Source organism: Streptomyces fragilis (assembly GCF_003112515.1).
Taxonomy (GTDB): domain Bacteria; phylum Actinomycetota; class Actinomycetes; order Streptomycetales; family Streptomycetaceae; genus Streptomyces; species Streptomyces fragilis.
Window position 1 is genome coordinate 140,089 of the sequence record NZ_BEVZ01000001.1, and the last position, 25,206, is coordinate 165,294.

18 protein-coding genes and 2 pseudogenes are annotated in these 25,206 nt (G+C 74.3%); 12 read left to right on the forward strand and 8 right to left on the reverse strand.

Going from position 1 to position 25,206, the window contains the following annotated elements:
* Nucleotide 1: 1 nt before the first annotated feature.
* From Sfr03f_RS00570 to rsmI, 3 genes are all read right to left on the reverse strand, one after another.
* Nucleotides 2-2,011 (reverse strand): outer membrane protein assembly factor BamB family protein, encoded by a 2,010-nt coding sequence (locus Sfr03f_RS00570; protein WP_245967316.1) that lies wholly within the window; start codon nucleotides 2,009-2,011, stop codon nucleotides 2-4.
* Nucleotides 2,012-2,239: 228 nt separating this feature from the next.
* Nucleotides 2,240-4,045 carry an ABC-F family ATP-binding cassette domain-containing protein gene (locus tag Sfr03f_RS00575; RefSeq protein WP_108951665.1) on the reverse strand — a complete coding sequence of 602 codons (1,806 nt, stop codon included), beginning with the start codon at nucleotides 4,043-4,045 and terminating at the stop codon, nucleotides 2,240-2,242.
* 323 nt (nucleotides 4,046-4,368) lie between these two features.
* Nucleotides 4,369-5,292 (reverse strand): 16S rRNA (cytidine(1402)-2'-O)-methyltransferase, encoded by a 924-nt coding sequence (gene rsmI, locus Sfr03f_RS00580; RefSeq protein WP_245967348.1) that lies wholly within the window; start codon nucleotides 5,290-5,292, stop codon nucleotides 4,369-4,371.
* Nucleotides 5,293-5,352: 60 nt separating this feature from the next.
* Here rsmI and Sfr03f_RS00585 point away from each other — a divergent pair, with 60 nt between their 5' ends.
* The 3 genes from Sfr03f_RS00585 to Sfr03f_RS00595 all read left to right on the forward strand — a co-directional run bounded on the left by Sfr03f_RS00585 (nucleotide 5,353) and on the right by Sfr03f_RS00595 (nucleotide 8,973).
* The gene (locus Sfr03f_RS00585) at nucleotides 5,353-7,068 is read left to right on the forward strand and encodes a dolichyl-phosphate-mannose--protein mannosyltransferase (RefSeq protein ID WP_245967317.1); all 1,716 of its coding nucleotides are present in this window, start codon (nucleotides 5,353-5,355) and stop codon (nucleotides 7,066-7,068) included.
* A 94-nt stretch (nucleotides 7,069-7,162) separates the two neighbouring features.
* Nucleotides 7,163-8,068, forward strand: coding sequence for a 16S rRNA (adenine(1518)-N(6)/adenine(1519)-N(6))-dimethyltransferase RsmA (gene rsmA, locus Sfr03f_RS00590; protein ID WP_108951666.1), 906 nt, complete (start codon nucleotides 7,163-7,165; stop codon nucleotides 8,066-8,068).
* Complete coding sequence (locus Sfr03f_RS00595; protein ID WP_108951667.1) at nucleotides 8,065-8,973, forward strand: 4-(cytidine 5'-diphospho)-2-C-methyl-D-erythritol kinase; 909 nt, start codon at nucleotides 8,065-8,067, stop codon at nucleotides 8,971-8,973. The genes rsmA and Sfr03f_RS00595 overlap by 4 nt, the downstream gene beginning before the upstream one ends.
* Before the next feature lie 5 nt (nucleotides 8,974-8,978).
* Here Sfr03f_RS00595 and Sfr03f_RS00600 read toward each other — a convergent pair whose 3' ends face one another.
* On the reverse strand, nucleotides 8,979-9,575 hold the full coding sequence (locus Sfr03f_RS00600) for a Uma2 family endonuclease (protein ID WP_108951668.1): 597 nt from the start codon (nucleotides 9,573-9,575) through the stop codon (nucleotides 8,979-8,981).
* Between the two features lie 163 nt (nucleotides 9,576-9,738).
* Here Sfr03f_RS00600 and Sfr03f_RS00605 point away from each other — a divergent pair, with 163 nt between their 5' ends.
* From Sfr03f_RS00605 to Sfr03f_RS00625, 4 genes are all read left to right on the forward strand, one after another.
* Nucleotides 9,739-10,047 carry a hypothetical protein gene (locus Sfr03f_RS00605; RefSeq protein WP_108951669.1) on the forward strand — a complete coding sequence of 103 codons (309 nt, stop codon included), beginning with the start codon at nucleotides 9,739-9,741 and terminating at the stop codon, nucleotides 10,045-10,047.
* A 30-nt stretch (nucleotides 10,048-10,077) separates the two neighbouring features.
* Nucleotides 10,078-10,956, forward strand: a complete 879-nt coding sequence (locus Sfr03f_RS00610; RefSeq protein ID WP_108951670.1) for a TatD family hydrolase — start codon at nucleotides 10,078-10,080, stop codon at nucleotides 10,954-10,956.
* A gap of 145 nt (nucleotides 10,957-11,101) precedes the next feature.
* On the forward strand, nucleotides 11,102-12,727 hold the full coding sequence (locus Sfr03f_RS00615; protein WP_108951671.1) for a penicillin-binding transpeptidase domain-containing protein: 1,626 nt from the start codon (nucleotides 11,102-11,104) through the stop codon (nucleotides 12,725-12,727).
* A gap of 350 nt (nucleotides 12,728-13,077) precedes the next feature.
* Complete coding sequence (locus Sfr03f_RS00625; RefSeq protein WP_108951673.1) at nucleotides 13,078-14,805, forward strand: penicillin-binding transpeptidase domain-containing protein; 1,728 nt, start codon at nucleotides 13,078-13,080, stop codon at nucleotides 14,803-14,805.
* 123 nt (nucleotides 14,806-14,928) lie between these two features.
* On the opposite strand, the gene Sfr03f_RS00630 is transcribed toward Sfr03f_RS00625, so the two are convergent.
* Complete coding sequence (locus tag Sfr03f_RS00630; protein WP_108951674.1) at nucleotides 14,929-15,504, reverse strand: SsgA family sporulation/cell division regulator; 576 nt, start codon at nucleotides 15,502-15,504, stop codon at nucleotides 14,929-14,931.
* A gap of 90 nt (nucleotides 15,505-15,594) precedes the next feature.
* On the opposite strand from Sfr03f_RS00630, the gene Sfr03f_RS00635 reads away from it, so the two are divergent.
* Nucleotides 15,595-16,722: an energy-coupling factor ABC transporter permease gene (locus tag Sfr03f_RS00635; protein ID WP_108951675.1), complete on the forward strand. Its 1,128-nt coding sequence runs from the start codon at nucleotides 15,595-15,597 to the stop codon at nucleotides 16,720-16,722.
* A gap of 5 nt (nucleotides 16,723-16,727) precedes the next feature.
* Nucleotides 16,728-17,492, forward strand: a complete 765-nt coding sequence (gene cbiQ / locus Sfr03f_RS00640; RefSeq protein ID WP_108951919.1) for a cobalt ECF transporter T component CbiQ — start codon at nucleotides 16,728-16,730, stop codon at nucleotides 17,490-17,492.
* A 44-nt stretch (nucleotides 17,493-17,536) separates the two neighbouring features.
* Here the strand turns inward: cbiQ and Sfr03f_RS00645 are convergent.
* Together Sfr03f_RS00645 and Sfr03f_RS31750 are read right to left on the reverse strand one after the other, a co-directional pair.
* Nucleotides 17,537-18,754 (reverse strand): annotated as a pseudogene (locus tag Sfr03f_RS00645) (RNA-guided endonuclease InsQ/TnpB family protein); the annotation flags it as partial.
* Nucleotides 18,751-18,837 (reverse strand): annotated as a pseudogene (locus tag Sfr03f_RS31750) (IS200/IS605 family transposase); the annotation flags it as partial. The pseudogenes Sfr03f_RS31750 and Sfr03f_RS00645, both read right to left, overlap by 4 nt.
* Nucleotides 18,838-18,982: 145 nt before the next feature.
* On the opposite strand from Sfr03f_RS31750, the gene Sfr03f_RS00655 reads away from it, so the two are divergent.
* Complete coding sequence (locus Sfr03f_RS00655) at nucleotides 18,983-19,738, forward strand: energy-coupling factor ABC transporter ATP-binding protein (protein WP_108951920.1); 756 nt, start codon at nucleotides 18,983-18,985, stop codon at nucleotides 19,736-19,738.
* Nucleotides 19,739-19,944: 206 nt separating this feature from the next.
* On the forward strand, nucleotides 19,945-21,126 hold the full coding sequence (locus tag Sfr03f_RS00660; RefSeq protein ID WP_108951921.1) for a serine hydrolase domain-containing protein: 1,182 nt from the start codon (nucleotides 19,945-19,947) through the stop codon (nucleotides 21,124-21,126).
* On the opposite strand, the gene Sfr03f_RS00665 is transcribed toward Sfr03f_RS00660, so the two are convergent.
* Nucleotides 21,123-21,629 (reverse strand): GNAT family N-acetyltransferase, encoded by a 507-nt coding sequence (locus tag Sfr03f_RS00665; protein ID WP_108951676.1) that lies wholly within the window; start codon nucleotides 21,627-21,629, stop codon nucleotides 21,123-21,125. The genes Sfr03f_RS00660 and Sfr03f_RS00665 overlap by 4 nt on opposite strands.
* A gap of 264 nt (nucleotides 21,630-21,893) precedes the next feature.
* Between Sfr03f_RS00665 and Sfr03f_RS00670 the strand changes: the two genes are divergently transcribed.
* Nucleotides 21,894-25,184 carry a S41 family peptidase gene (locus Sfr03f_RS00670; protein ID WP_108951677.1) on the forward strand — a complete coding sequence of 1,097 codons (3,291 nt, stop codon included), beginning with the start codon at nucleotides 21,894-21,896 and terminating at the stop codon, nucleotides 25,182-25,184.
* Nucleotides 25,185-25,206: the final 22 nt, after the last annotated feature.

A 25,206-nucleotide genomic window follows, 5' to 3' on the forward strand; every position in this document is an offset into this window, starting at 1 on the left:
GCTACTTGGCGTAGACCGTCATCAGCTTCTCCTCCAGCTCGTCGCTGCCGGTCAGCCGGTCGACGGAGAGGAAGAGCCGGCCGTCGGCCCAGGCGACGGCCGGGTTGAGGAAGGAGTTCTCCAGCTGGGCCCCGGCCGCCGGGTTCTGCAGCAGCTTCTGCGGGGTGTGCGAACCGGCCGTCGGCACGGCGACCACCTGACCGCCCTTGTCGTACGTGGGTTCGACGTAGGCGATCAGCCGGCCGTTCTCCAGCGTCACCGGGATCATCGACGACTCGGCCGGGGACTCGACCCGCCACTTCACCTTGCCGGTGTCCAGGCCGACCGCGAGGATCTCGTTGGCCTTGCCGATGCTCCTGGTGGGCAGGTACATGTTCGTGTCGTCGGCGACGAAGTCGCAGGACTCCAGCGCCTTGTTGAAGATCGAGAACCCGGAGCAGCGGATGTCGAGCTCGGTCTTGCCGTCGAGCTGCACGTGCGGGCCGATCCGGCCGTTGCCCTCGAAGACGGAGATGTTGCCCGTCTTCTTGTCGCGGTTGGCGCTGTAGACCACGAGCGGGCTGACGCTGTAGGCCTTCTCGACCTCCCAGCCCTTGCCGAGCGCCCTGGTCCAGCGGACCTTGCCGGTGGCCGGGTCGAGTTCGCGCAGTTCGTCGTGCTGGTTGTCGCCGCCGGCCGCGCAGGACGCGGCGACGATGAGCTTCCGCTCGTCGCCGGCGAAACCGCCGGGGAAGCAGGACGCCCCGTACTTCTTGATGTCGTAGCGCTTCTTGCCGGTCTTCATGGCGAGGGCCACGGCGGACTGGCCGCGGCCGACGACCAGGGTGTCCCCGGCCAGGCTGAGCGAGATGTCGCTGGTGCCGTCGAAGAGGCCGCCCTCGCCGATCTCGGTCTCCCAGCCCTTCTCGCCGGTGCGCAGGTCGAGCTCCTGGACCTGGTTGCACTTGGCGCGGTCGCTGCTGCCGCTCTTGTAGGCGACGGCTATCCGCCCGTCGGCGGACACCCGCCGGGTGACGGCGCATATCTCCTGCGGGAAGTCGACCGGCTTCCACGCCTCGCTGCCGTCGGCGGCCTTCCAGCCGAAGACCTGCTTGTACGCGGCCTTCACGGCCACGTCGCCGACGACCCACATGCCGGGGGCCTTGGCGCCGTCGCCCGGGGCGTCGGGGGCGCCCTTGTACCAGGCGAGGCGGTCCTCGCCGGGCGCGCGGTCGCCGTTGATGTCGAGTTCCTCGCCGCCTCCGCCGTCGCCGTCGCCCTGGTCGACGGTGGCGGTGGGCTCGGGGGCCTCCTGCGTGGCCGTGGGGGCCGCCTTCTTCCGGGCGGGCTCGTCGGAGTTCCCGGTCACCGCCCAGACGCCGCCGGCGACCAGCGCGGCCGCGACCACGGCGGCGGCGACCACCAGCGCGGGACGCTTCCTGAAGGGGCCCGGGCCGCCGGACGGCGGCTGCTGGGGGCCGGCGGGCGGCCAGGCGCCGCCGCCCTGCGGGGCGCCCTGCGGGTACCCTCCCCCAGCTTCCGGCCGGGGGTGCCCCCATCCCTGCTGCGGCGCGTACGGCCCCTGCGGGCCGCCCGGCTGACCGTACGGCCCGGCCTGCGCGCCGCCCGGCTGACCGTACGGCCCCGCGGCGTAGGGGCCGGGCTGCCCGTACGGACCCGGCTGCGGCTGGCCCAGCTGGGGCTGACCAGGCTGGGGCTGACCCGGCTGGGGGGCGCCGTAGCCGGACGGCGCGGCGCCGAAGCCCGCCGCGGGCTGCCCCTGCGGCTGCTGCGGGGCGCCGAACCCGCCCGCGGGCGGGGCGGCCGGCGCGGCCGGTGGCACGGGGGGCGCCGCCGGGGGCGCGGGCGGCTCCTGCGGGGCCTGGCCGGGCTGTCCGGGAGGACCGGCGGGGGCCGCGGGCGGCTCCTGCGGGGCGGGGTGGCCGGGCGGCGGGGCGTCCTGCGGCTCCGGGGACTTGCGCAACGGGTCGCCGGACGGCGTGGGCGGCTGTTCCTCGGGCGGCTGTGTCACAGCGTCTCCACCTCATTCACTGACCGACGCGCCGCGCCTGTCCGCTTCCGGGCCCCTCAGCGGTACTCAAGGACCAGTTGTCATACCGGTGGCTTTTCTATCACCCGGGCCGGAACGCGACGGGCCGGTTCCTCCCCTGTTCCCAAGGGAGAACCGGCCCGTGACGCCGCCGTTATCGGTGACGCGCCGTCAGCACCGTGCGCCTGCCGAGCGGCCGTGGGACAACCGTCAGGCGTCCTCGGCGAGTTCCAGCCACGCCATCTCCAGCTCGTCCCGCTCGCCCGCCAGGGTGCGCAGCTGCGCGTCCAGTTCGGCCACCTTCGCGAAGTCCGTGGCGTTGTCGGCGATCTGTGCGTGCAGCTTGCTCTCCTGCTCGGAGATCTTGTCGATCCGCCGCTCGATCCTCTGGAGCTCCTTCTTGGCGGCCCGCTGGTCGGCGGCGCTCTTCTCGGCGGCCGGCCTGGCGGCCGGCGCGGGAGCCGAGGCGGCCGCGGCCTCCTCCATCCGCCGGCGGCGCTCCAGGTACTCGTCGATGCCGCGCGGCAGCATCCGCAGCGTGGAGTCGCCGAGCAGCGCGAACACCCGGTCGGTGGTGCGCTCGACGAAGAACCGGTCGTGGGAGATCACGATCATCGAGCCGGGCCACCCGTCGAGGACGTCCTCGAGCTGGGTGAGGGTCTCGATGTCGAGGTCGTTGGTGGGCTCGTCGAGGAAGAGGACGTTGGGCTCGTCCATCAGCAGCCGCAGCAGCTGGAGGCGGCGGCGCTCACCACCGGAGAGGTCGCCGACCGGCGTCCACTGCTTCTCCTTGGTGAAGCCGAAGGTCTCGCAGAGCTGACCGGCGGTCATCTCGCGGCCCTTGCCGAGGTCCACGCGCTCGCGCACCTTTTGCACGGCCTCCAGGACCCGCCAGTTCGGGTCGAGTTCGGCGACCTCCTGCGAGAGGTAGGCGAGCTTGACCGTCCTGCCGACCTTGATCCGGCCGGCGGCGGGCTGCTCGTCGCCGTCGGAGCGGGCGGCGGCGGCCATGGCGCGCAGCAGCGAGGTCTTGCCCGCGCCGTTGACGCCGACCAGGCCGATGCGGTCGCCGGGGCCGAGCTGCCAGGTGACGTGCTGCAGGAGGGTCTTGGGGCCCGCCTGGATCGTCACGTCCTCCAGGTCGAACACCGTCTTCCCGAGGCGGGAGGAGGCGAACTTCATCAGCTCGCTGCTGTCGCGCGGCGGCGGGACGTCGGCGATCAGCTCGTTGGCGGCCTCGACGCGGAAGCGGGGCTTGGAGGTGCGGGCGGGGGCGCCGCGGCGCAGCCAGGCCAGCTCCTTGCGGACCAGGTTCTGCCGCTTGACCTCCTCGGTCTGCGCGATCCGCTCGCGCTCGGCGCGGGCGAACACGTAGTCGGAGTAGCCGCCCTCGTACTCGTGGACGTCACCGCGCTGCACGTCCCACATGCGGGTGCAGACCTGGTCGAGGAACCAGCGGTCGTGGGTGACGCAGACGAGGGCGGAGCGGCGGGCGGCCAGGTGGGCGGCGAGCCAGGCGATGCCCTCGACGTCGAGGTGGTTGGTGGGCTCGTCCAGGACGATCAGGTCCTGCTCGGCGATCAGCAGCTGGGCGAGCGCGATGCGGCGGCGCTCGCCGCCGGAGAGGGGGCCGATGACGGTGTCCAGGCCCTGCGGGAATCCGGGGAGGTCCAGACCGCCGAAGAGGCCGGTGAGGACGTCGCGGATCTTCGCGTTGCCCGCCCACTCGTGGTCGGCGAGGTCGCCGATCACCTCGTGGCGGACGGTCGCCGTGGGGTCGAGGGAGTCGTGCTGCGTCAGGACGCCCATGCGGAGGCCGCCGACGTGGGTGACGCGGCCGGAGTCCGCCTCCTCCAGCTGCGCGAGCATGCGGATCAGGGTGGTCTTGCCGTCGCCGTTGCGGCCGACGACGCCGATGCGGTCGCCCTCGGACACGCCGAGGGAGATGCCGTCCAGGAGGGTACGGGTGCCGTACACCTTGTGGACGTTCTCGACATTGACCAGGTTGACGGCCATTTCACTCCAACCGAGGGGAACGAGCTCAGCGGTCCAGGTTAGCCCGCGCGGGGGCTCCCTCTCGCCGCGCGCGGGTTCACCCCCGCGCCGGGGGCCCTCCCGTGCGCACGCCACCGTCGGCTCACGTCAGGTGGTGCGGGCAGCGCCCGGGCACCCTGCGGGCAATCGTGCCGCTGGGCGGCACGGGTGGGCGCAGGCGGTGCGTGCGCACGGGACGGTTCGTTCGCGCCGCGTCGGTCCGCGTCCCGCGAGAGCAGGGCTCACGTGGAACGGGCCCGGGGGGGCGGCGCGGCTCGGGCACCGTGGAGAGGGCGTCGCGTGCGTCACCGGGGGGCGTTCTTCGCGGCGACGACCGCGTCGAAGACCTCCCGCTTGGGGAGGCCCGCCTCCGCCGCGACCGCCGCGATCGCCTCCTTGCGCCGCTCGCCGGCCTCCTCGCGCACCCGGACCCGCCGGACCAGCTCGGCCGCGTCGACGTCCCCCGGCGCCGGCTCGGGCGCGCCCTCGACGACCACGGTGATCTCGCCGCGCACGCCCTCCTTCGCCCAGGCGGCCAGCTCCGCCAGCCCTCCGCGCCGGACCTCCTCGTACGTCTTGGTGAGCTCCCGGCAGACCGCGGCCCGCCGGTCGGCGCCGAACACCTCGGCCATCGCCTCGAGCGTGTCGTCCAGCCGGTGCGGCGCCTCGAAGTAGACGAGGGTGCGCCGCTCCCCGGCGACGTCCCGCAGCCGTCCCAGCCGCTCGCCCGCCTTGCGCGGCAGGAACCCCTCGAAGCAGAACCGGTCCACCGGCAGCCCGGACAGCGCCAGCGCGGTCAGCACCGCCGACGGCCCCGGCACCGCGGTGACCTTGATGTCGTGCTCGACGGCCGCGGCGACGAGCCGGTACCCGGGGTCGGAGACCGACGGCATGCCCGCGTCGGTCACCAGCAGCACCCGCGCCCCGCCCCGCAGCGCCTCCACCAGCTCGGGCGTGCGGGCACTCTCGTTGCCCTCGAAGTAGGAGACGACCCGCCCCTCGGTGCGCACCCCGAGCGCCTGGGTGAGGCGGCGCAGCCGGCGGGTGTCCTCGGCGGCGACCACGTCCGCCGTGGCGAGCTCCTGGGCGAGGCGCGGCGGGGCGTCCGCCACGTCCCCGATGGGTGTCCCGGCGAGCACGAGCACACCGCTCCCGGGGGCGGGGGACACGGCGCGCGGGGCGTCGGAGGCGGTGGAGGAAGGCGGCACGGAAGACGTATCGGTCACCATTCCATCGTCGCAGCCGTCCAACACTGCCCCACGCACCGCCCTGTTCCCTACGATGGCGCGGTGACCAGTACCCCGACCGAAACGGATCCCGGGCCGGCCCGGCCGCCGCTCCTGAAGGAGGCGGCGGCGCCGCCCCCGGACGACGTCCGCAGCCGGCTGGTGCCGCCGTTCATGTCGCCAGGCCCCCGCCTGTGGGAGACGCTGCGGATCCCGCCCGCCCTGGGCGACGTCCTGGCGCGCTGGAACGGCTGGGTGGGGCCGCTGCTGGTGACCCTGGTCGCCGGCCTGCTGCGCTTCCGGGACCTCGGCAGCCCCCGCGCGGTGATGTTCGACGAGACGTACTACGCGAAGGACGCGTGGGCGCTGGTCCACCGGGGCTTCGAGCTGAGCTGGCCCAAGGACGTCGACAAGCAGATCATCGAGCGGTTCGGTGACGTGCCGCTGCCCACCGACGCGGCGTACGTGGTGCACCCGCCGGTCGGCAAGTACGTGATCGGGCTGGGCGAGCTGATGTTCGGGCTCGACCCGTTCGGCTGGCGGTTCATGACGGCGGTGCTCGGCACCGCCTCGGTGCTGCTGGTGTGCCGGATCGGCCGCCGGATGTTCCGCTCGACGTTCCTGGGGTGCCTGGCCGGTCTGCTGCTGGCGGTGGACGGCCTGCACTTCGTGATGAGCCGGACCGCGCTGCTGGACGGCGTGCTGATGTTCTTCGTGGTGGCCGCGTTCGGCTGCCTGGTGGTCGACCGGGACCGGGCGCGGGCCAGGCTGGCGGCGGCGCTGCCGGCGGACGGGAACGGCTGGGTGCGTCCGGACGCAGAGGTCGCGCGGACGCTGCGGCTCGGGGCGCGGCCCTGGCGGTGGGCGGCGGGTCTGATGCTGGGCCTGGCGATCGGCACCAAGTGGAGCGGCCTGGCGGTGCTCGCGGCGTTCGGTCTGCTCACCGTCCTGTGGGACGTGGGCGCCCGCCGCACGGCGGGGGCCCGGCACCCCCACCTGGTGGTGCTGCGGCGGGATCTGGTCCCGGCGTTCCTCACCACGGTGCCGGTCGCGCTCGTCACCTACCTGGCGTCGTGGACGGGCTGGATCCTCTCGCCCAACGACGGCACCGGCGGCTACTACCGCAACTGGGCGCTCACCGAGGGCAAGGGCCGCAGCTGGGGCTTCCTCGAGCAGCACCTGGACTGGCTGCCGAGCCTGTGGCACTACGAGACACAGGTGTGGAAGTTCCACGTGGAGCTGACCTCGCCGCACACCTACGAGTCCAACCCGTGGTCGTGGCTGGTGATGGGCCGCCCGGTCTCCTACTTCTACGAGTCGCCCGGCCCCGGCCAGGACGGCTGTCCGGTCGACGTGGTGGACAAGTGCTCCCGCGAGGTGCTGGCCATCGGCACCCCGATGCTGTGGTGGGCGGGCTGCCTGGCGCTGCTGTACGTGCTGTGGCGCTGGGCGCTGCGCCGCGACTGGCGGGCCGGCGGCATCCTGTGCGGCATCGCGGCCGGCTATCTGCCGTGGTTCATGTACCAGGAGCGGACGATCTTCCTGTTCTACGCGGTGGTCTTCGTGCCGTTCCTCTGCCTGGCGCTGGCGATGACGGCGGGGGCGCTGCTGGGGCGGCCCGACGCCGGCGAGACGCGGCGGGTGGCGGGCATCTCCGGGCTGGGGCTGCTGGTGCTGCTGGTGCTGTGGAACTTCGTGCACTTCCTGCCGATCCTCACCGGCGAGCCGATCCCGCTGGAGGAGTGGCAGACCCGGATGTGGCTGGACACCTGGGTGTGACGGCGCGTCGCCGGGGCGCGGCCGCCCCGGCGGCGCCCCGGTGCCCGGGCGGCTGCGGCGGGAGGGGCGTCCGGGGCAACGTACGCTGGTTGCCGTGAGCAGCCCCACCCCCGCCGACGCCCTTCTCGGTCCCGCAGACGTGCGCGAACTCGCCGCCGCCCTCGGGGTCCGCCCCACCAAGCAGCGCGGCCAGAACTTCGTGATCGACGCCAACACCGTGCGCCGCATCGTCCGCACCGCCGAGGTCCGCCCCGAGGACACCGTGGTGGAGGTCGGCCCGGGCCTCGGCTCGCTGACGCTGGCCCTGCTGGAGGTGGCCGACCGGGTCACCGCCGTGGAGATCGACGACGTGCTGGCCTCCGCGCTGCCCGCGACGATCGCCGCGCGGATGCCGGAGCGCGCCGAGCGGTTCGCGCTGGTGCACTCCGACGCGATGCAGGTGCGCGAGCTGCCCGGCCCGGCCCCGACGGCGCTGGTCGCGAACCTGCCGTACAACGTGGCGGTGCCGGTGCTGCTGCACATGCTGGAGACGTTCCCGAGCATCGAACGCACGCTGGTGATGGTGCAGGCCGAGGTCGCCGACCGGCTGGCCGCCGGCCCGGGCAACAAGGTCTACGGCGTGCCGTCGGTGAAGGCCAACTGGTACGCCGAGGTGAAGCGCGCCGGGTCGATCGGGCGGAGCGTGTTCTGGCCCGCCCCCAACGTGGACAGCGGCCTGGTCTCGCTGGTCCGCCGCACCGAGCCGATCGCCACCTCCGCCACCCGGCAGGAGGTGTTCGCGGTGGTCGACGCCGCGTTCGCGCAGCGCCGCAAGACGCTGCGGGCGGCGCTGGCCGGCTGGGCCGGGTCGGCCGCCGCCGCGGAGGCCGCGCTGGTCGCCGCCGGGGTGTCGCCGCAGGCCCGCGGCGAGGCGCTCACCGTGCACGAGTTCGCGCGCATCGCCGAGAACCGCGGTACCGCCGCCGGCGACACCGCCGAGCGGAAGGGCGCCCAGGCGTGAGCAGGAGCGTCACCGTCCGCGTGCCCGCCAAGGTCAACGTCCAGCTCGCGGTGGGCGCCGCGCGGCCGGACGGGTTCCATCCGCTGGCCAACGTCTTCCTCGCCGTCGGGCTGTACGACCGGGTGACGGTCACCCCGGCCGACGAGCTCCGCGTGACCTGCTCCGGGCCGGACGCGGACCAGGTGCCGCTGGACGCCACCAACCTGGCGGCCCGCGCGGCGGCGGCACTGGCCGCGCGCCGCGGGCGCACCGGCCGGGACGCGGCCGTGCACGTCCACATCGACAAGGACATCCCGGTGGCCGGCGGCATGGCCGGCGGCAGCGCCGACGGCGCGGGCGCGCTGCTCGCCTGCGACGCCCTGTGGAACGCCGGCGCCTCCCGCGAGGAGCTGCTGGAGATCTGCGCCGAGCTCGGCAGCGACGTGCCGTTCTCCCTGGTGGGCGGGGCGGCGCTGGGCGTGGGCCGCGGCGAGCTGCTGACGCCGCTGGAGGTGGGCGGCGACTTCCACTGGGTGTTCGCGATGGCCACCCGCGGTCTGTCGACGCCCGCCGTGTTCCGTGAGTTCGACCGTCTCACCGAGGGCGCCGCCGTCCCCGAGCCGGTGGCGAGCGAGCCGCTGCTCGCGGCCCTCGCCAAGGGCGACGTGGACGCGCTGGCCGGGGCGGTCGTCAACGACCTGCAGCCCGCCGCGCTGTCCCTCTTCCCGGAGCTGGCCCGCACCCTGGAGGCCGGTCTGGAGGCCGGCGCGGCCACCGCCCTGGTCTCGGGCTCCGGCCCCACCACCGCCTACCTGGCCCGCGACGCCGCGTCCGCCGCCCGCATCGCCGACGCCCTCGCGGCCTCGGGCACCTGCCGCACCGTGCGTGTGGCCCCGTCGCCGGCGCCCGGGGCGACGGTTCTCTGACGGGGTCAGAGCCGGTCGACCGCCGTCAGGTCGACGGTGACGTCGTACGGCTCGGTCACCTTGAGCTGGTCGCGGTGCATGCCGGTGTGCACGTACGCCTTGGTGAGCGGGTCGAGGGTGTACGTGTGCACGACGGGGTGCGTGGTGTCCCCGTTGCGCTCGACCCGCCAGAAATGCGGGATGCCCGCGGCGGCGTACTTGCGCGGCTTGGTCGTCCGGTCCCGGGCCTCGGACTCCGGCGAGACGACCTCGACGGCGAGCAGGACGTCGGCGGCCTCGTAGTGGGTCTGGTCGGGTCCTGTGATCGCGGCGGCACGGATGACGCACACGTCCGGTTCCGGCCCGTTGCGCCGGTCCAGGACGATCGTCATCTCCCGGCTCACCCGAAGGTCGGCAGGCAGCGTGCTGCGCAGTCCATGGACCAACAGGTCGACCACGTTGCCGTGGAAGCGTCGTTGCGGACCCCCGAAGACCAGACTCCCGTCGATCAGCTCGGTGTGCGGCGGGAGATCCGGCAGCGTGAACAGGTCGTCCACGGTGTAGCCGTTCTGCGGCGGCACCGGCCACGGGGACGACTGCTCCACGGGCTTGGCGGCGGTCATGGTTCCTCCCACGGACGGGATGCTGCTGCCTGCCTCCCACGGTAGCCGCCTGATCGCGATCACGTCATCACAACGAGTGACGACGCTCCGGTGCGCGTGACGCCGTGTGAGAACCGCCCGGCAGTCCTAACCTGGTGAGGGAGGGCGTCGGAAGGAGTCCGCCATGACGACGCACAGCCCCGACCGGGTCCACGAGGCGTACGCCTTCGCCTGCATGCGCTGCGGCCACGGGTGGGAGCAGGACTACGAGATCGAGCACTACGTCCGCCCCGACGGGGGCGCCTACGTGACGTACCGGACCGGCGGGCAGTCGGTGCCGTCGCCGCTGTCCCGGCCGACCTGCCTGCACTGCGGCAGTCACGTCGTGCGGATCATGCGGCCCGGCGCGGTGCACGAGTTCGACGAGCTGCTGCAGGGCTCGCACCAGGCGCCCGGTCACCACAGGCACTGGTGGCAGCGGGCGACCGCGTAGGGGCGGCCCGGCGTTCGTAGGATCACAGGCATGCCTTCGAAGAACAACGCCGCCGAGGCCCCGCCCCCGCCCGAGCCGCTGCGGATCCCGGTCGCCGACTCGCACACCCACCTGGACATGCAGTCCGGCACCGTCGAGGAGGCCCTCGCCGCCGCCGCGGCCGTCGGGGTGACCACACTGGTGCAGGTCGGGTGCGACCTGAAGGGCTCGCGCTGGGCCGCCGCGACCGCCGCCGCCCACGCGGACATCCACGCCGCCGTCGCCCTGCACCCCAACGAGGCGCCCCGGGTGGTCCTGGGCGACCCGGACGGCTGGTCCCGGCAAGGCGCGCGGACGCCCGGCGGGGAGGCGGCGCTCGACGAGCAGCTCGCGGAGATCGACGCGCTGGCCGCGCTGGAGCAGGTGAAGGGCGTCGGCGAGACCGGTCTGGACTACTTCCGCACCGGCGACGAGGGCCGCGCCGCGCAGGAGCGGTCGTTCCGCGCCCACATCGAGATCGCCAAGCGGCACGGCAAGGCGCTGGTCATCCACGACCGTGACGCCCACGAGGACGTGCTGCGGGTCCTGAAGGAGGAGGGCGCCCCCGAGCGCACCGTCTTCCACTGCTACTCGGGCGACGCGGAGATGGCGGAGATCTGCGCCCGCGAGGGCTACTACATGTCCTTCGCCGGCAACGTCACCTTCAAGAACGCCCAGAACCTGCGGGACGCGGTCGCCGTCGCCCCGGCGGAGCTGCTGCTGGTGGAGACCGACGCGCCGTTCCTGACCCCGGCTCCCTGGCGGGGGCGGCCCAACGCGCCCTACCTGATCCCGGTCACCGTCCGGGCGATGGCCGAGGTGCGCGGGATGCCCGAAGACGCGCTCTGCGAAGCGATCGCCGCGAACACCGCCCGCGCCTTCGGCTACTGAGGGCGCCGCCGCCGGGCCCGGAACCGAGGAGAACCGGAACTGAGCGAATGCTCAAATTCTTCTCCCCGGCGGCAACCGGCCCCGTAGCCTCATGCGTGCTTGTACATGCCAACAGACGCGTGGGCACCTGGGGAGGGGAACGCGGATGAGCAAGGGAGCGAAGGCGGCCGTGGTGGGCACGGTGTGCGCCGTGCTGCTGGGCGGGGCCGGGTACGGGGCGTACAACATCCTGTCGGCCTTCGGGGACGACGGGGTCGGATTACTGGCGGCGAGTCCCGACGACCCGCTGGAGGCGGAGGACGTCGAGGAGGCGTCGTCCGCGTTCTTCGCCGCCTGGGAGAAGGGCGACGGCCACGCCGCGGCCGCCGCCACCAACGACGAGGCGTCGGCGGGCGCCCTGCTGGACGGCATGACCGAGCAGGGCGGGGTGGGCAAGGTACGGATCACGCCCGGGAAGGCGCGGGGCACGACCGTGCCGTTCTCGGTGCGGGCGACCGTGAGCGTGGGCGGGAAGAGCAAGCCGCTGGCCTACGACAGCGAGCTGACCGTGGTGCGCGGGCGCACCACCGCCGAGCCGCTGGTCGACTGGGAGCCGCAGGTCGTCCACCCGCGGCTCGAGCGCGGCGACACCCTGGTGGCCGGTCCGTCCGACGTCCCGGCGGTGGAGGCCGTGGACCGCGAGGGCAAGGTGCTCAGCGCCGAGAAGTACCCCTCGCTCGGCCCCGTCCTCGACGAACTGAGGGAACGTTACGGCGAGGCGGCGGGCGGCAGTCCCTCGCTGGAGCTGGTGATCCGGCACGCGGCACCGGACACCGCCGACACCTCCCTGCTGACCCTGGCGAAGGGCAAGGCGGGCAAGGTCCGCACCACCCTGTCCGCCGGCGCGCAGGCGGCGGCGGAGAAGGCGGTGCGGCGGTACCCGGAGTCCTCCGTTGTCGCGCTCAAGCCCAGCACCGGCGAGGTGCTGGCGGTGGCCAACCACCGCTCGGACGGCTTCAACGCCGCGTTCCAGGGCCGGCTCGCGCCGGGCTCCACGATGAAGATCGTCACCGCGGCGATGCTGATCGAGAAGGGCGTCACCGCGGCGAACCGCCCCGCGCCCTGTCCGGTGGAGGCGACCTGGCAGAGCCAGACCTTCCACAACGCCTCCGGGGTGACCGAGAACGAGGGCGCGAACCTGGCCGACAGCTTCGCCCGCTCCTGCAACACCGCCTTCGTCAAGCTGATCGACGAGGACGGGGTGACGAACGAGTCCCTGACCGGCGTCGCCCAGGAGCGGTTCGGTCTCGGCCGCGACGACTGGAAGACCGGCATCGTCTCCTTCGACGGCAGCGTCCCGCCCTCCGGCGGCCCCGACCGGGCGGCCAACGCGATCGGCCAGGGCCAGGTGCAGCTCAGTCCGCTGAACGTCGCCTCGATCACCGCCACCGCGAAGACCGGCGTGTTCAAGCAGCCCTACCTGGTGCCGGCCGAGGCCGACGGCCGGACGTTCGCCACCGCCCGCGGTCTGGCCCCGGCGGTCGCCGCGCAGCTGCGGCAGATGATGCACCTGACCGCCACCCAGGGGTCCGGGCGTGAGGCCATGGCCGGCCTGGGCGGCGACATCGGCGCGAAGACCGGCTCGGCGGAGGTCGACGGGCAGGAGCTCCCCAACAGCTGGTTCACCGGCTACCGGGGCGACGTCGCCGCGGCGGCCGTGGCGCAGCAGGGCGGGCGCGGCGGGCAGGCCGCGGGCCCGGTCGTGGCGGAGGTGCTGCGCGCGGCGGGGTGACCACCGTCACCCCGACCGCCCGTGGACACCGCCTGACCTGCGGTCGCCGGTGCCGCCCGGACGGCGGCGGGGTCTCGCGGGAGGGCATTTCGCCGCCCCCCTCCCGCGATGTCCGTCCTCGCTGAGAGCATGAGCACCGCACCCCGCACATCCCGCGCACCACAACCACGACCGCACCCGCACCCGCACCGCACCGCACGCACCGCACCGCAAGCACCGCACCGCACCGCACCGCACGCACCGCACCGCAAGCACCGCACGCACCGCACGCACCGCACCGCTAGCGCTCCCGAACCGCTCCGGCCGGCTCCTCCGGCCAGGACAGGAATCCGTCTCCGGAGGAGAAGACCGTGGGCAAGAGAAGGCGCGTCCCCGAGCGCCGGGGCCTCGGCCGCCGGCCCGCCCTGACCGGCCTGCTGGCCGCCGTGGCCCTGGCGGGTCTGGGCGCCGGCGGTTACGTCGTGTTCGGCGACGGCGCCTTTGCCGCGGGCTCGGTGCAGAGTGCCGAGGACCGGCGCAGGGCGCCGCTGACCGCCGCCGACGTCTCCGCCGCCGCCGAGACCTTCCTGGCCGCCTGGCAGAAGGGCGACGTCGCCCGGGCGGCGAAGGCCACCTCCGACCCGGAGGCCGCCCGCGTCCACCTGGCCGGCTGGACGGAGGAGGCCCGGATCACCGGGGCCGTCCTCACCGCCGGCCGGCCCAAGGGCGACGGCCTCACCTTCGCGGTGAAGGCCACCGTCACCCACGAGGAGCTGACCGAGCCGCTGGCCTACGACAGCGCCCTCACGGTGGTCCGCCGCGCCGCGGACGGCAAGCCGGTCGTCGAGTGGCGCCCGGCGGTCCTCCACCCGGAGCTGAAGGACGACGAACGGCTGCTCACCGGCGAGGCGGGCACCGCGCCGGTCAAGGCGCTGGACCGCGACGGCGGGGAACTGACCGCCGAGGCCTACCCGTCGGTCGCGCCGATGCTGAAGAGCCTGGCGGAGAAGTACGGCAAGAAGTCCGGCGGCACCGGCGCGATCGCCCTGCGCGCGGTACCGGCCGAGGTGGCGGCGGCCGCCGGGAAGAACGGCGACACCCCGCCGGGCGGGAAGAAGGACGCGAAGAGCGAGAAGGACCGGAAGAAGGCCGAGGGGCGGGAGCTGCTGCGGCTGGCCGAGGCCACACCGGGCGAGGTGAGGACCACCCTCCACCCGGGGCTGCAGAAGCTGGCGGAGGAGAAGGTCGCCGCCAAGCCGCGGTCCTCGGTGGTGCTGCTGCGCGCCTCCACCGGCGAGATACTCGCCGCCGCCAACGCGGAACCCGGCCTCAACACGGCCTTCCAGGGCTCCCTGGCCCCCGGCTCCACCATGAAGGTGATCTCCTCGGCGCTGCTGCTGGAGAAGGGCCTCGCCTCCAACGACCGGGAGCACCCCTGCCCCAAGTACTCCTCGTACGGCGGGTGGAAGTTCCAGAACGACGACAAGTTCGCCATGAAGGACGCCACCTTCAAGGCGAGCTTCGCGCGCTCCTGCAACACCGCCTTCATCAGCCAGGCCGAGAAGCTGCCGGACGACGCGCTGACGCGCGAGGCCCAGGAGGTCTTCGGCCTCGGGCTGGACAACTGGGCGGTGGGCGTCTCCACCTTCGACGGCGGGGTCCCGGTGCAGTCCGCCGCGCCGAAGGCCGCCTCGCTGATAGGCCAGGGCGGCGTGCGGATGAACCCGCTCAACATGGCGTCGGTCTCGGCGACCGTCTCGGCCGGCTCGTTCCACCAGCCGTACCTGGTGCCGCCCACGGTGGACGACCGCGCCCTGGCCCGGCCCGCGCGGACCATGAGCTCCGGGGTGCTGGGCCAGCTGCGGGAGCTCATGCGGTACACGGCGCAGGCGGGCACGGCGGCGGAGGCGATGGCCGGGCTCGGCCCCTCCTACGGGGCCAAGACCGGCACGGCGGAGGTCGACGGCCAGGACAAGCCGAACGGGTGGTTCACCGCGTACCGGGGCGACTACGCGGCGGCCGCGGTGGTCCGCGAGAGCGGTCACGGCGGCGAGAACGCGGGGCCGCTGGTCGCCGCCCTCCTCGGCGCCACGGGCTGACCCGGCGCCCAGCGGGATCCCTCTGCGGCCGGCGACCCGCCCTGCCCGGGGCTGCGCTGCCCGGGGCAGCCCGGCTCGGGGCAGCCCGGCTCGGGCAGACCTGCTCGGGCAGACCTGCTCCGGTCAGCCCGGCCGGGTGGCTTCGGCGGCTGCCGGAGGCGGTGCGGCCGTGCCCGGCCGGGAGGCCGCCGCGGCGGTCGCTCCGGTGCGGGTGACGCGTACGCCCGTCCGGGTGGCCCGCACGCCCGTCAGGGGCACCGCCTCCACGTCGGGCAGGGCGGCGGGGGCGGCCGGGGCGGAGGGCGCCGCAGCGGCGGTGACGGGGAGCGTGGCCCCCGTCGGGGTGGGGGTGGGGGCGCCGGTGGCCGCGGCGTGGATGCGGCCGAGGAAGCGGAGCAGCACCGTGGTGTCGAACTGGGCCACCACCACGCCCTGCTCACCCGGCAGTTCCACCACCGTGGCGGCGCGGCCGCAGGGCCACACCCTGACCCCCTCCGCCTCCGCGCCGCGGGCCGGACTGCACACGCCCCGCTCCAGCAACGCGCGGTCCACCCGCCACTCCCGCGGGGTGGGGGCGGCCAGGCGGATGGTCACCTCGGAGGCCCCGGCCTCGTGCCGCAGCACCGCCGGGATCCGGCCCCGGTCCTCCTGCGTCGCGGTCAGGACCTGCGCTCGTGTGTACTGTTCGATCGCGGACACTCACACAATGTCCCAGTTTTTCCCCTTTCCCGCCCTTCGAGGTCGGACCCCTTCTTGCAAAGAAGTTGCAACAAGCGGCACCATCGAACAGTGCATGTTCCTGATGGATTCCTCGACGCCCCCACATCCGTCGCCACCGGTGTGATCGCCGCCGCGGCCGTCGCCGTGTCGCTGCGCGGTGCCCGCCGCGAACTCGCGGGCTCCGCGGCCGGTCCCGCGGGCCCGGCCGCCATGGGAGCGGAGCGCACCGCGCCGCTCGCCGGCCTGACCGCCGCCTTCATCTTCGCCGTGCAGATGCTGAACTTCCCGGTCGCCGCCGGGACCAGCGGGCACCTGCTGGGCGGCGCGCTCGCCGCGATCCTCGTCGGCCCGTTCACCGGCGTCCTGTGCGTCTCCGTCGTGCTGCTGCTGCAGGCGATCCTCTTCGCCGACGGCGGTCTCACCGCGCTGGGCACGAACATCACCTGCATGGCCCTGATCACCGTGGTCGTGGCCCACCTCGTCTTCCGCACCCTGCTGCGGCTGCTGCCCGCCGGGCGTTCCACCGTCACCGCCTCCGCCTTCGTCGCCGCGCTGGTCTCGGTGCCGGCGTCCGCGCTGTTCTTCACCCTGCTGTACGCGGTCGGCGGCACCACCGACGTGCCGATCGGCTCCGTCGCCGCCGCCATGGGCGGCGTGCACGTGCTCATCGGCATCGGCGAGGGCGTCATCACCGCCCTGACCGTCGGCGCCGTGATCGCCGTCCGCCCCGACCTGGTGCACGGCGCGCGGGGTCTGCACCGCCCGCTGAAGCTCAAGGTGAACGGCGAGCTGGTCGACGCGCCCGCCCCCGCCGCGACGAACGCCGCGACGGCCGCGCCGGCGTCCGCGCCGCGGTCCTCGCGCGCGGTGTGGCTCGGCGGTCTGGCGGCCTCGCTGGTGCTGGCCGGGTTCGTGAGCTTCTACGCCTCCTCCTCCCCCGACGGCCTGGAGAAGGTCGCCGGCGACCACGGCATCGACGAGGCGGCCGAGGAGCACGCCGTCGCCGACGGCCCGCTGGCCGACTACGGCGTCAGCGGCGTGGACGACGCGCGGCTGTCCGGCGGTCTGGCCGGCGTCATCGGCGTCGGCGTCACCGCGGCCGCGGGCACCGGCGTCTTCGTGGTGGTGCGCCGCCGCGAGACCTCCGGGCACACCACCGGCGGGTCCGCCGCCGACCGCGACCACGAGAGGGTGTGACCCGCATGGGCTCCGGGCACTCGCACCGGCTGCACCTGCCCGGCGCCTCGCCGGTGCACCGGCTGCCCGCGCACACCAAGCTCGTCGCCGTCCTCGCCTTCGTGGTGGTCGTCGTCTCGACGCCCCGCGAGGCGGTCTGGGCCTTCGCCGGGTACGCGCTGCTGCTCGCGGCGGTGGCCCGGGCCGCCCGCGTGCCCGCCGCCTTCGCGCTGCGGCGGATGGCGGTCGAGGTCCCGTTCGTGGCGTTCGCCCTGCTGCTGCCGTTCGTGGCGCGGGGCGAGCAGACCGAGGTGCTGGGCGTGCAGCTCAGCGTCTCCGGGCTGTGGGGCGCGTGGAACATCCTCGCCAAGGGGACGCTGGGCGTCGCCGCCTCCGTCCTGCTGGCCGCCACCACCGAGCTGCGCGACCTGCTGCTGGGCCTGCAGCGGCTGCGGATGCCGCCGCTGCTGGTGCAGATCGCCTCGTTCATGCTCCGCTACGGCGACGTCATCGCCGACGAGCTGACGCGGATGCGGATCGCCCGCGAGTCCCGCGGCTTCCAGGCGCGCGGGCCGCGCGCCTGGGGCGTGCTGGCCCGGACCGCGGGCGCCCTCTTCATCCGCACCTACGAGCGCGGCGAGCGGGTCCACCTCGCCATGACGAGCCGCGGCTACACCGGCGTCATGCCGGTGCTCGACGGCTCCGCGGCGACCCGGCACCAGTGGTCGTCCGCACTGGCCCTCCCGGTGACGGCGCTCGCCACCCTCGCCGCCGTGTGTCTGCTGGGGTGACTCCACCCACGCGTGAACGCGCGGGTTTCCTGCGTCGCTGGCCAAGCCGCTGCGCAGAGGACCAGCCCGGCCCTGTCGAGGACGTTCGTCGCGCCGACGTGGTCCGCGTTCGCGGTGAATCCACAGGCCGTGCACCGGAACGTTGCCTGGGTGACGCGGTTCTCCTTCGCGGTGTGTCCGCAGCCTCCGAGGGAGGGTGGGCATGTGCGGGAGGTGTTGCGGGCGTCCACCGGGATCGTGCGGCGACCGGCGCTCTCAGCCTTGTTCGCCAGGATTCCGAGGAACTGTCCCCAACCCGCGTCGAGGATGCTTTTGTTCAGTCCGGCCTTCGCGGCCCGCTGGTTCGGCAGGAACACACCGGGCCGTTCGGGGTCGGGCCTGGGTGCGGGCTTCTTCGTCATGCCCGCCGTGTTCAGGACCTCGTGCGCGATCACGTCGTGGCCACGGACCAGTGCACGGGCGGTCTTGTGGTGGAAGTCGGAGCGCTGCCGCCGGATCTTCGCGTGGATCCCGGCGACCTTGCGGGCGGCGGCGCGGTGCTTCTTGGTGCGCTGCTTCGTTCGCCGGGGGAACGTGGCGAGGTGCCGCTGTGCTTCGGCGAGTTCGTCGGACATCGCCTGGAGGAAGCGTGGGTTGGCGACGTGTTCACCAACCGATGTGGTCAGGAAGTGCGTCACGCCCAGGTCGATGCCGATGATCGCGCCGGTCGGCGGCAGTTCATCGACGGGCACCTCGTCACAGGCCAGGACGACGTACCAGCGCCCTCCCTCACGCTTCACGCTGATCGTCTTGACGCGGCCCTTGGCGGGCCGGTGCTGGTGCACCCGGACGTGACCGACGCCCTGGAGGCGGACACGGGTGGGACGGTCGTCGGGGGTGGAGTCCCAACGGCAACCGTCACCGTCCTTCGGGAAGGTGACGGTGTCGAAATGCCCGACACCCTTGAAACGCGGGTAACCCGGCGTCTGCCCGGCCCTCACACGGCGGAAGAACGCGGCGAACGCCTTGTCGAGGCGTCGCAGGGTGGCCTGCTGGGACGAGAACGACCAGCGCCCCTGACGTTCCGGGTCGAATGCGCGGATCTCCTTCAACTGCGCGGACTGGTCCCCGTAGCGAAGAGTGGTCCTGGAGGAGTGCCGGTAGGCGTCCCGGCGTTCCTGGAGCGCGCCGTTGTAGAGGGAGCAGTGGTCCCGCAGCATCTCTTCGAGGGCCTGCTCCTGGCGGACGGTCGGGCGGAGAAGGAACTTGTACGCGCGGATCACTCGCCGCTCTCCTTCTTCCACGGGCGTTCCCACTGGGTGTCGATGTACCGCTGCACGGTCGCGGCGGACACGGCCCCGACAGAGACACATCACGAGCATATACGCACAACGTGTTCGATCCGACACGCTGAGTACATCCGGGCGAGCTCGTGATGTGCGCCACTCCGTGACGCAGCGGGAGGTCCAATTCTCCCACCGGCTGAAGCCGGTGGTCCCCTGGAAGGAATGATGGACCCTGTGACCACGGACGATGTGACGTACTCCCTGGAGGTCTCCGGCCTCGCCTTCGCCTACCCGGACGGCCACCAGGCCCTGTTCGGCGTCGACTTCGCCCTGGAGCGCGGTGAACGCGTCGCGCTCCTCGGCCCCAACGGCGCCGGGAAGACCACCCTGGTGCTGCACCTCAACGGCATCCTCACGGCCGGCGCGGGCAGCGTGCGGGTGGCCGGCCTGCCGGTGGACCGCGCCCACATGGCGGAGATCCGGCAGCGGGTCGGCATCGTCTTCCAGGACCCCGACGACCAGCTCTTCATGCCCACCGTCCGCGAGGACGTCGCCTTCGGCCCGGCCAACGCCGGGCTGCGCGGCGCGGAGCTGGAAGCCCGGGTGACCCGGGCGCTGGAACGGGTCGGCATGGCCGAGCACGCCGGCCGGCCCCCGCACCACCTGTCGTTCGGGCAGCGGCGCCGGGTCGCGGTGGCCACGGTGCTGGCGATGGAGCCGGAGATCCTCGTCCTCGACGAGCCGTCCTCCAACCTCGACCCCGCCTCCCGGCGCGAGCTCGCCGAGATCCTGACCTCGCTGGACGTCACCGTCCTGATGGTCACCCACGACCTGCCGTACGCGATGGAGCTCTGCCCGCGCTCGCTGGTCCTCTCCGGCGGCACGATCGTGGCCGACGGGCCGACGCCGAAGCTGCTGGCCGACGAGGCGCTGCTGCGGGCGAACCGGCTGGAGCTGCCGTACGGGTTCTCGCCCCGCTGAACCGGGCAGCCGGGTCCTGTGGAACCGCGGCGGCCCGCCACCACCCGGCCCGGCGACCGCGGGTCCTGTGACCGCCGCCACGCGGTGGCGCGGAATCGGGGCCGTGGCACGCTTGTTGCGCCCGTTGGCGCAGCGCGCCGCGAAGGCGTACCGGCGTCGTGGGAACGTCCAGGGCGCCGCGAGAACACGAGGGAGCGGTGGACCAGGTGGACGTCGACGGCACGGTGACCGACCGGTTCGCCCCGGTCCGGGAGGCCTTCGCGCGCAACTTCACGCACCGCGGCGAACGCGGCGCGGCGGTCGCCGTCCACCTGCACGGCCGCAAGGTCGTCGACCTGTGGGGCGGCGCCCGGGACGTCGACGGCGGCGGGGACGACGCGCCCTGGCAGCCGGGCACGGCGCAGATCGTGCGGTCGGCCACCAAGGGCGTGGCGGCGGCCGTGGTGCTGCTGCTCCACCAGCGGGGCGTGCTGGACCTGGACGAGCCGGTGGCCTCGTACTGGCCCGCGTTCAAGGCGGCGGGCAAGGAGCGGGTCACCGTCCGGCACCTGCTGGCCCACCGGGCCGGGGTACCGGCCGTGGACCGCCCGCTGACCCCCGCCGAGTCCCTGGACCCGGACCGCACCGAGGCGGCGATCGCCGCGCAGGCCCCCGCCTGGGAGCCGGGGACCGCGCACGGCTACCACGCGCAGACCTACGGGTGGCTGCTCGGCGGGCTGGTGCGGCAGGTGACCGGGGTGTCGCTGGGCTCCTGGCTGGCCGCGGAGGTCACCGGGCCGTCCCGCGCCGACCTGTGGATCGGCCTCCCGGAGGCCGAGGCGGCCCGGGCCGGACGGTGCGGGCCGCTGCCGGCGCCGGAGCCGGGGGGCGGGGCCGGAATCAAGGCGCGGCCCAAGCGGGAGGTGTCGCAGGCGTACGCGGACCCGCGGTCGCTCACCCGGCGGGCGTTCGGCGCGGTCTCCCCCGCGGCGGACGAGAACGACCCGGCGTACCGGGCGGGCGAGTCCCCCGCCTCGGGCGGCGTCGCCACGGCGGAGGGTCTGTCCCGCTTCTACGCGGCGCTGTCCGGCGGACTCGACGGCCGCGCCGCGCTGTTCACCCCTGAGACCCTCGAACTCGCCCGCACCGAACACTCGGTGGGCGCCGACCGGGTGCTGGTCGTCAACACCCGTTTCGGCGCGGGGTACATGCTGCACAGCCCGGCCTCACCGCTGCTCGGCCCCGGCTCCTTCGGCCACCCCGGCCGGGGCGGGGCCCTGGGGTTCGCCGACCCGGAGAGCGGCGTCGCCTTCGGCTACGTCACCAACGGCTTCCTGAAGTCCGTCACGGCCGACCCCCGCGCCCAGGCGCTGGTGCGGGCGGTGCGGGAGTCCCTGGCCGGCGGCTAGGAGGGGGCCTGCAGCGGCAGGTGCATCACGTGCACGCCGACCAGGCCGTGCACGGGGTGCCGGAACGCCTCCGGGACGGTGCCCACCACGCGGAACCCGAGCGACTCGTACAGCCGCACCGCGCGGGTGTTCGTCTCCACCACCGCGTTGAACTGGATCGCCCGGAACCCGGACCCGCGCGCCCACGCGATCACGTACGCGCACAGCGCGCGGCCGACGCCGCGGCCGTGGTGGTCGGGATCGACCATGAAGCTGGCGCTGGCCATGTGGGCGGCGTTGCCGGCGCGGGACGCGTTGCAGTTCATCTTCGCCGAGCCGACGATCCGCCCGTCGTCCGCCACGGCCACGACGGTGCGGTCCGGGGCGGGCAGCACCCACCAGCCGCGGGCCTCCTGCTCGCCGAGGGCCGGCGGGTACGGGTAGGTCTCGCCGGCCGCCACGATCCGCCGGAAGAACGGCCAGATGCCGGCCCAGTCGTCCCCGGTCGCCTCACGGATCTCCATCCCCGGATCCTCCCCTCCCCGGCCCACCCCCACAACGCGTTTTCCCCCGCCGCGCCGGCGGTGCGGGGACCGGCCCGCCGGCGGCGTCACCCGTCCGCCCCGGCGGCCCGCCCGCCGGGGGGGGCGACGACCGTCGCGCCGGCCCGCCGCCCTCGCGCGGGCCCGTTCCGCCGCCCCCCGCGCGGGCCCGTCCCGCGTCGCGGGCCCCACCGGCCGTCCGCCGCCCGAGTTGCCCACCCGGCCGGGCCGCCGAAGCATGGTGGGGTGACCTTTTTGCGCCTGCCCCACATCCGCGGCGACCTGCTGTGCTTCGTGGCCGAGGACGACCTCTGGCTGGCGCCCTTGGAGAAGGGCGGCGAGTGCGGCCGGGCCTGGCGGCTCACCTCCGACCGCACCAAGGTCGGCCACCCCCGCTTCTCGCCGGACGGCACGCTGATCGCCTACACCTCCTGGCACACCCTGGTCCCCGAGGTCCACGTGCTGCCGGTGGAGGGCGGCGAGCCGACCCGGCTGACCTACTGGGGCGGCCCGGACGCCCGGGTCTGCGGCTGGACGCCGCCCGACCCGGACCTCGGCGGCCGCAGCGACATCCTCGCCGTCTCCTCGCACGGCCGGCCCTTCCCGGTCACCTTCTCCCACGCCGTCCCGCTGGACGGCGGCCCCGGCGCGCCGCTGCGCTGGGGCCCGGTCTCCGACATCGACCTCACCGCCGCCCCCGAGGCCGCCGCCCAGGGCGGGGCGAGCGACGACTGGCGCACCCTCCTGCTCACCGGCACGCCCCCGCACGAGCCGGCCTCCTGGAAGCGCTACCGCGGCGGCGCCGCCGGCCGCCTGTGGCTGGACGGGCAGCGGCTGCTCGCCGATCTCGGCGGCCACCTCGACTCCCCGCAGTTCGTCGGCGACCGGATCGCCTTCCTCTCCGACCACGAGGGCGTCGGCAACCTCTACTCCTGCGCCCTGGACGGCACCGGCCTGCGCCGCCACACCGACCACGCCGAGTTCTACGCCCGCCACGCCTCCGGCGACGGCACCCGGGTGGTCTACCAGTGCGCCGGCGACCTGTGGATCGTCGACGACCTGACGGCGGACTCCGAGCCGCGCAGGCTGGACGTGCGCACCTCGGGGCCGCGCGCCGGCCGCCGCGTGCACCAGGTGCCGGCCGCGCAGCACGTCGGGGGGATCGCGGTGGACGAGACCGGCCGGGCGAGCGCCGTGGTGGTGCGCGGCAGCCTGTACTGGCTCACCCACCGCGACGGTCCGGCGCGGACCATCACCGACGTGCCGGGCGTGCGGGTGCGGCTGCCGGAGACGCTGGGCGGCAGCGGACGCATCGCCTACGTGACGGACGCGGAGGGCGAGGACGCCGTCGAGATCGCCTACCTGCCCCGCGCCACCGGCGACCGCGCCCCGCACCGGCTGGCCTCCGGCCGGCTGGGCCGGGTGCTGGAGATGACCGCCGACCCGGACGGCAACCGTCTGGCGGTCGCCTCCCACGACGGGAGGCTGATGCTGATCACCGTCTCGGACGACGCCGGGTCCGACACGGAGGCGTACGGCTCGGTCACCGAACTGGTCCGCTCCGGCAACGGCCCGGTCCGCGACCTCGCCTTCTCCCCCGACGGCGCCTGGCTGACCTGGTCGCACCCGACGGTCGGGCGGACCCTGCGCAAGATCAGGCTGGCCCGGATCAAGGACGGCCTGGTCGTCGACGTCACCGACGGCCGCTTCGAGGACGAGAGCCCGGTCTTCACCAGCGACGGCCGCTACCTGGCCTTCCTGTCCTGGCGCGGCTTCGACCCGGTGTACGACGTGCACACCGGCGACCTGTCCTTCCCGCTGGGCTCCCGCCCCTACCTGGTGCCGCTGTCCTCCGCCACGCCGTCGCCGTTCGCCCTCTCCCCCGAGGGCCGCCCGGCGGCGGGCGGACTGGAACTGGAGGGGTCCGACGAGCCCGGCGTGGTCTCCATCGAGACGGAAGGACTGGAGAGCCGGGTCACGCCGTTCCCGGTGGCCGCGTCCAAGTACTCCTCGCTCACGCCGGTGGCGGGCGGCGGACTGGTCTGGCTGCGCTGGCCGATCTCCGGGGCGCTCGGCGAGACCTTCGCCAACCCGGACGACCCGAGCGACCGGCCGTCCCTGGAGCACTTCACCATCGCCAAGGCGCGGCGCACCGAACTGGTCCACCACCTGGAGTGGTTCGGCGTCAGCGGGGACGGCAGCCGGCTGGTCGTCGTCCAGGACGGCGAGCTGCGGGCGATGCCCGCCACCGAGCCCGGGGACCTGGACACCACCGTGTGGATCGACGCCCGGCGCATCTCGCACCGGGTCGACCCGGGCGCCGAGTGGCGGCAGGCCTTCGAGGAGGCCGGGCGGATCACCCGGGCCTACTTCTGGGACCCCGGCATGTGCGGCATCGACTGGGACGCGGTCCTCGCCCAGTACCGGCCGCTGGTGGAGCGGGTCACCACCCCCGACGAGTTCGCCGACCTGCTGCGCGAGGTGCTGGGCGAGCTGGGCACCTCGCACGCCTACGTCACCCCGGCCCGCCGCAACGAGGGCCCGCCGCACTACCAGCGCCGTCAGGGCCTGCTCGGCGCGGACCTGGTGCGCAGCCCGGCGGGCTGGCAGGTCAGGCGGATCCTGCCGGGCGACTCCTCCGACTCGCGTGCCCGCTCCCCGCTGGCCGGCACCGGCATCCGTGAGGGCGCGGTGCTCACCCACGTGAACGGCCGCCCGGTGGAGGTCACCGCCGGCCCCTTCCCGCTGCTGGCGGGCACCGGGGACACCACCGTGGAGCTCACCTTCGCCTCCCCCGGCGGCGGGCCCACCCGCCGGGTCGCCGTGCTGCCGCTGACCGACGAGCGGCCGCTGCGCTACCAGACGTGGGTGGCCGAACGGCGGGAGATCGTGCGGGAGCTCAGCGAGGGCAGGTGCGGCTACCTGCACATCCCCGACATGGGCGGATCCGGCTGGGCCCAGTTCAGCCGCGACGTGCGGATGGAGGTCTCCCGGCCCGCGCTGATCGTCGACGTGCGCGGCAACGCGGGCGGGCACATCAGCGAACTGGTCGTGGAGCAGCTGACCCGCACCATCCTCGGCTGGGACGTCACCCGCCACGCGGAGCCGGTCTCCTACGCCTCCAACGCCCCGCGCGGCCCGGTGGTGGCCGTCGCCGACGAGGCGACCTCGTCCGACGGCGACATGATCACCGCGGCGTTCAAGCTGCTGGAGCTCGGCCCTGTGGTGGGCCAGCGGACCTGGGGCGGCGTGGTCGGCATGACCGGCCGGCACCGCCTCGGCGACGGCACGGTCATCACCGTCCCGATGAACGCGGCCTGGTTCGACGCGTACGGCTGGTCCGTCGAGAACCACGGCGTGGAGCCGGACGTCGAGGCGCTGCGCACGCCGCTGGACTGGGCCGAGGGCCGCCTCACCGGCCTCGAGGAGGCCGTCCGCATCGCCCTCGACCTGCTCTCCGAGCGCCCCGCCGCCACCCCGCCGTCCCACGACGCCGTTCCCGACCGCACCCGTCCCCCGCTCCCGCCGAGGCCGTGACCGCGCGGTCGGTGCCCGCCCG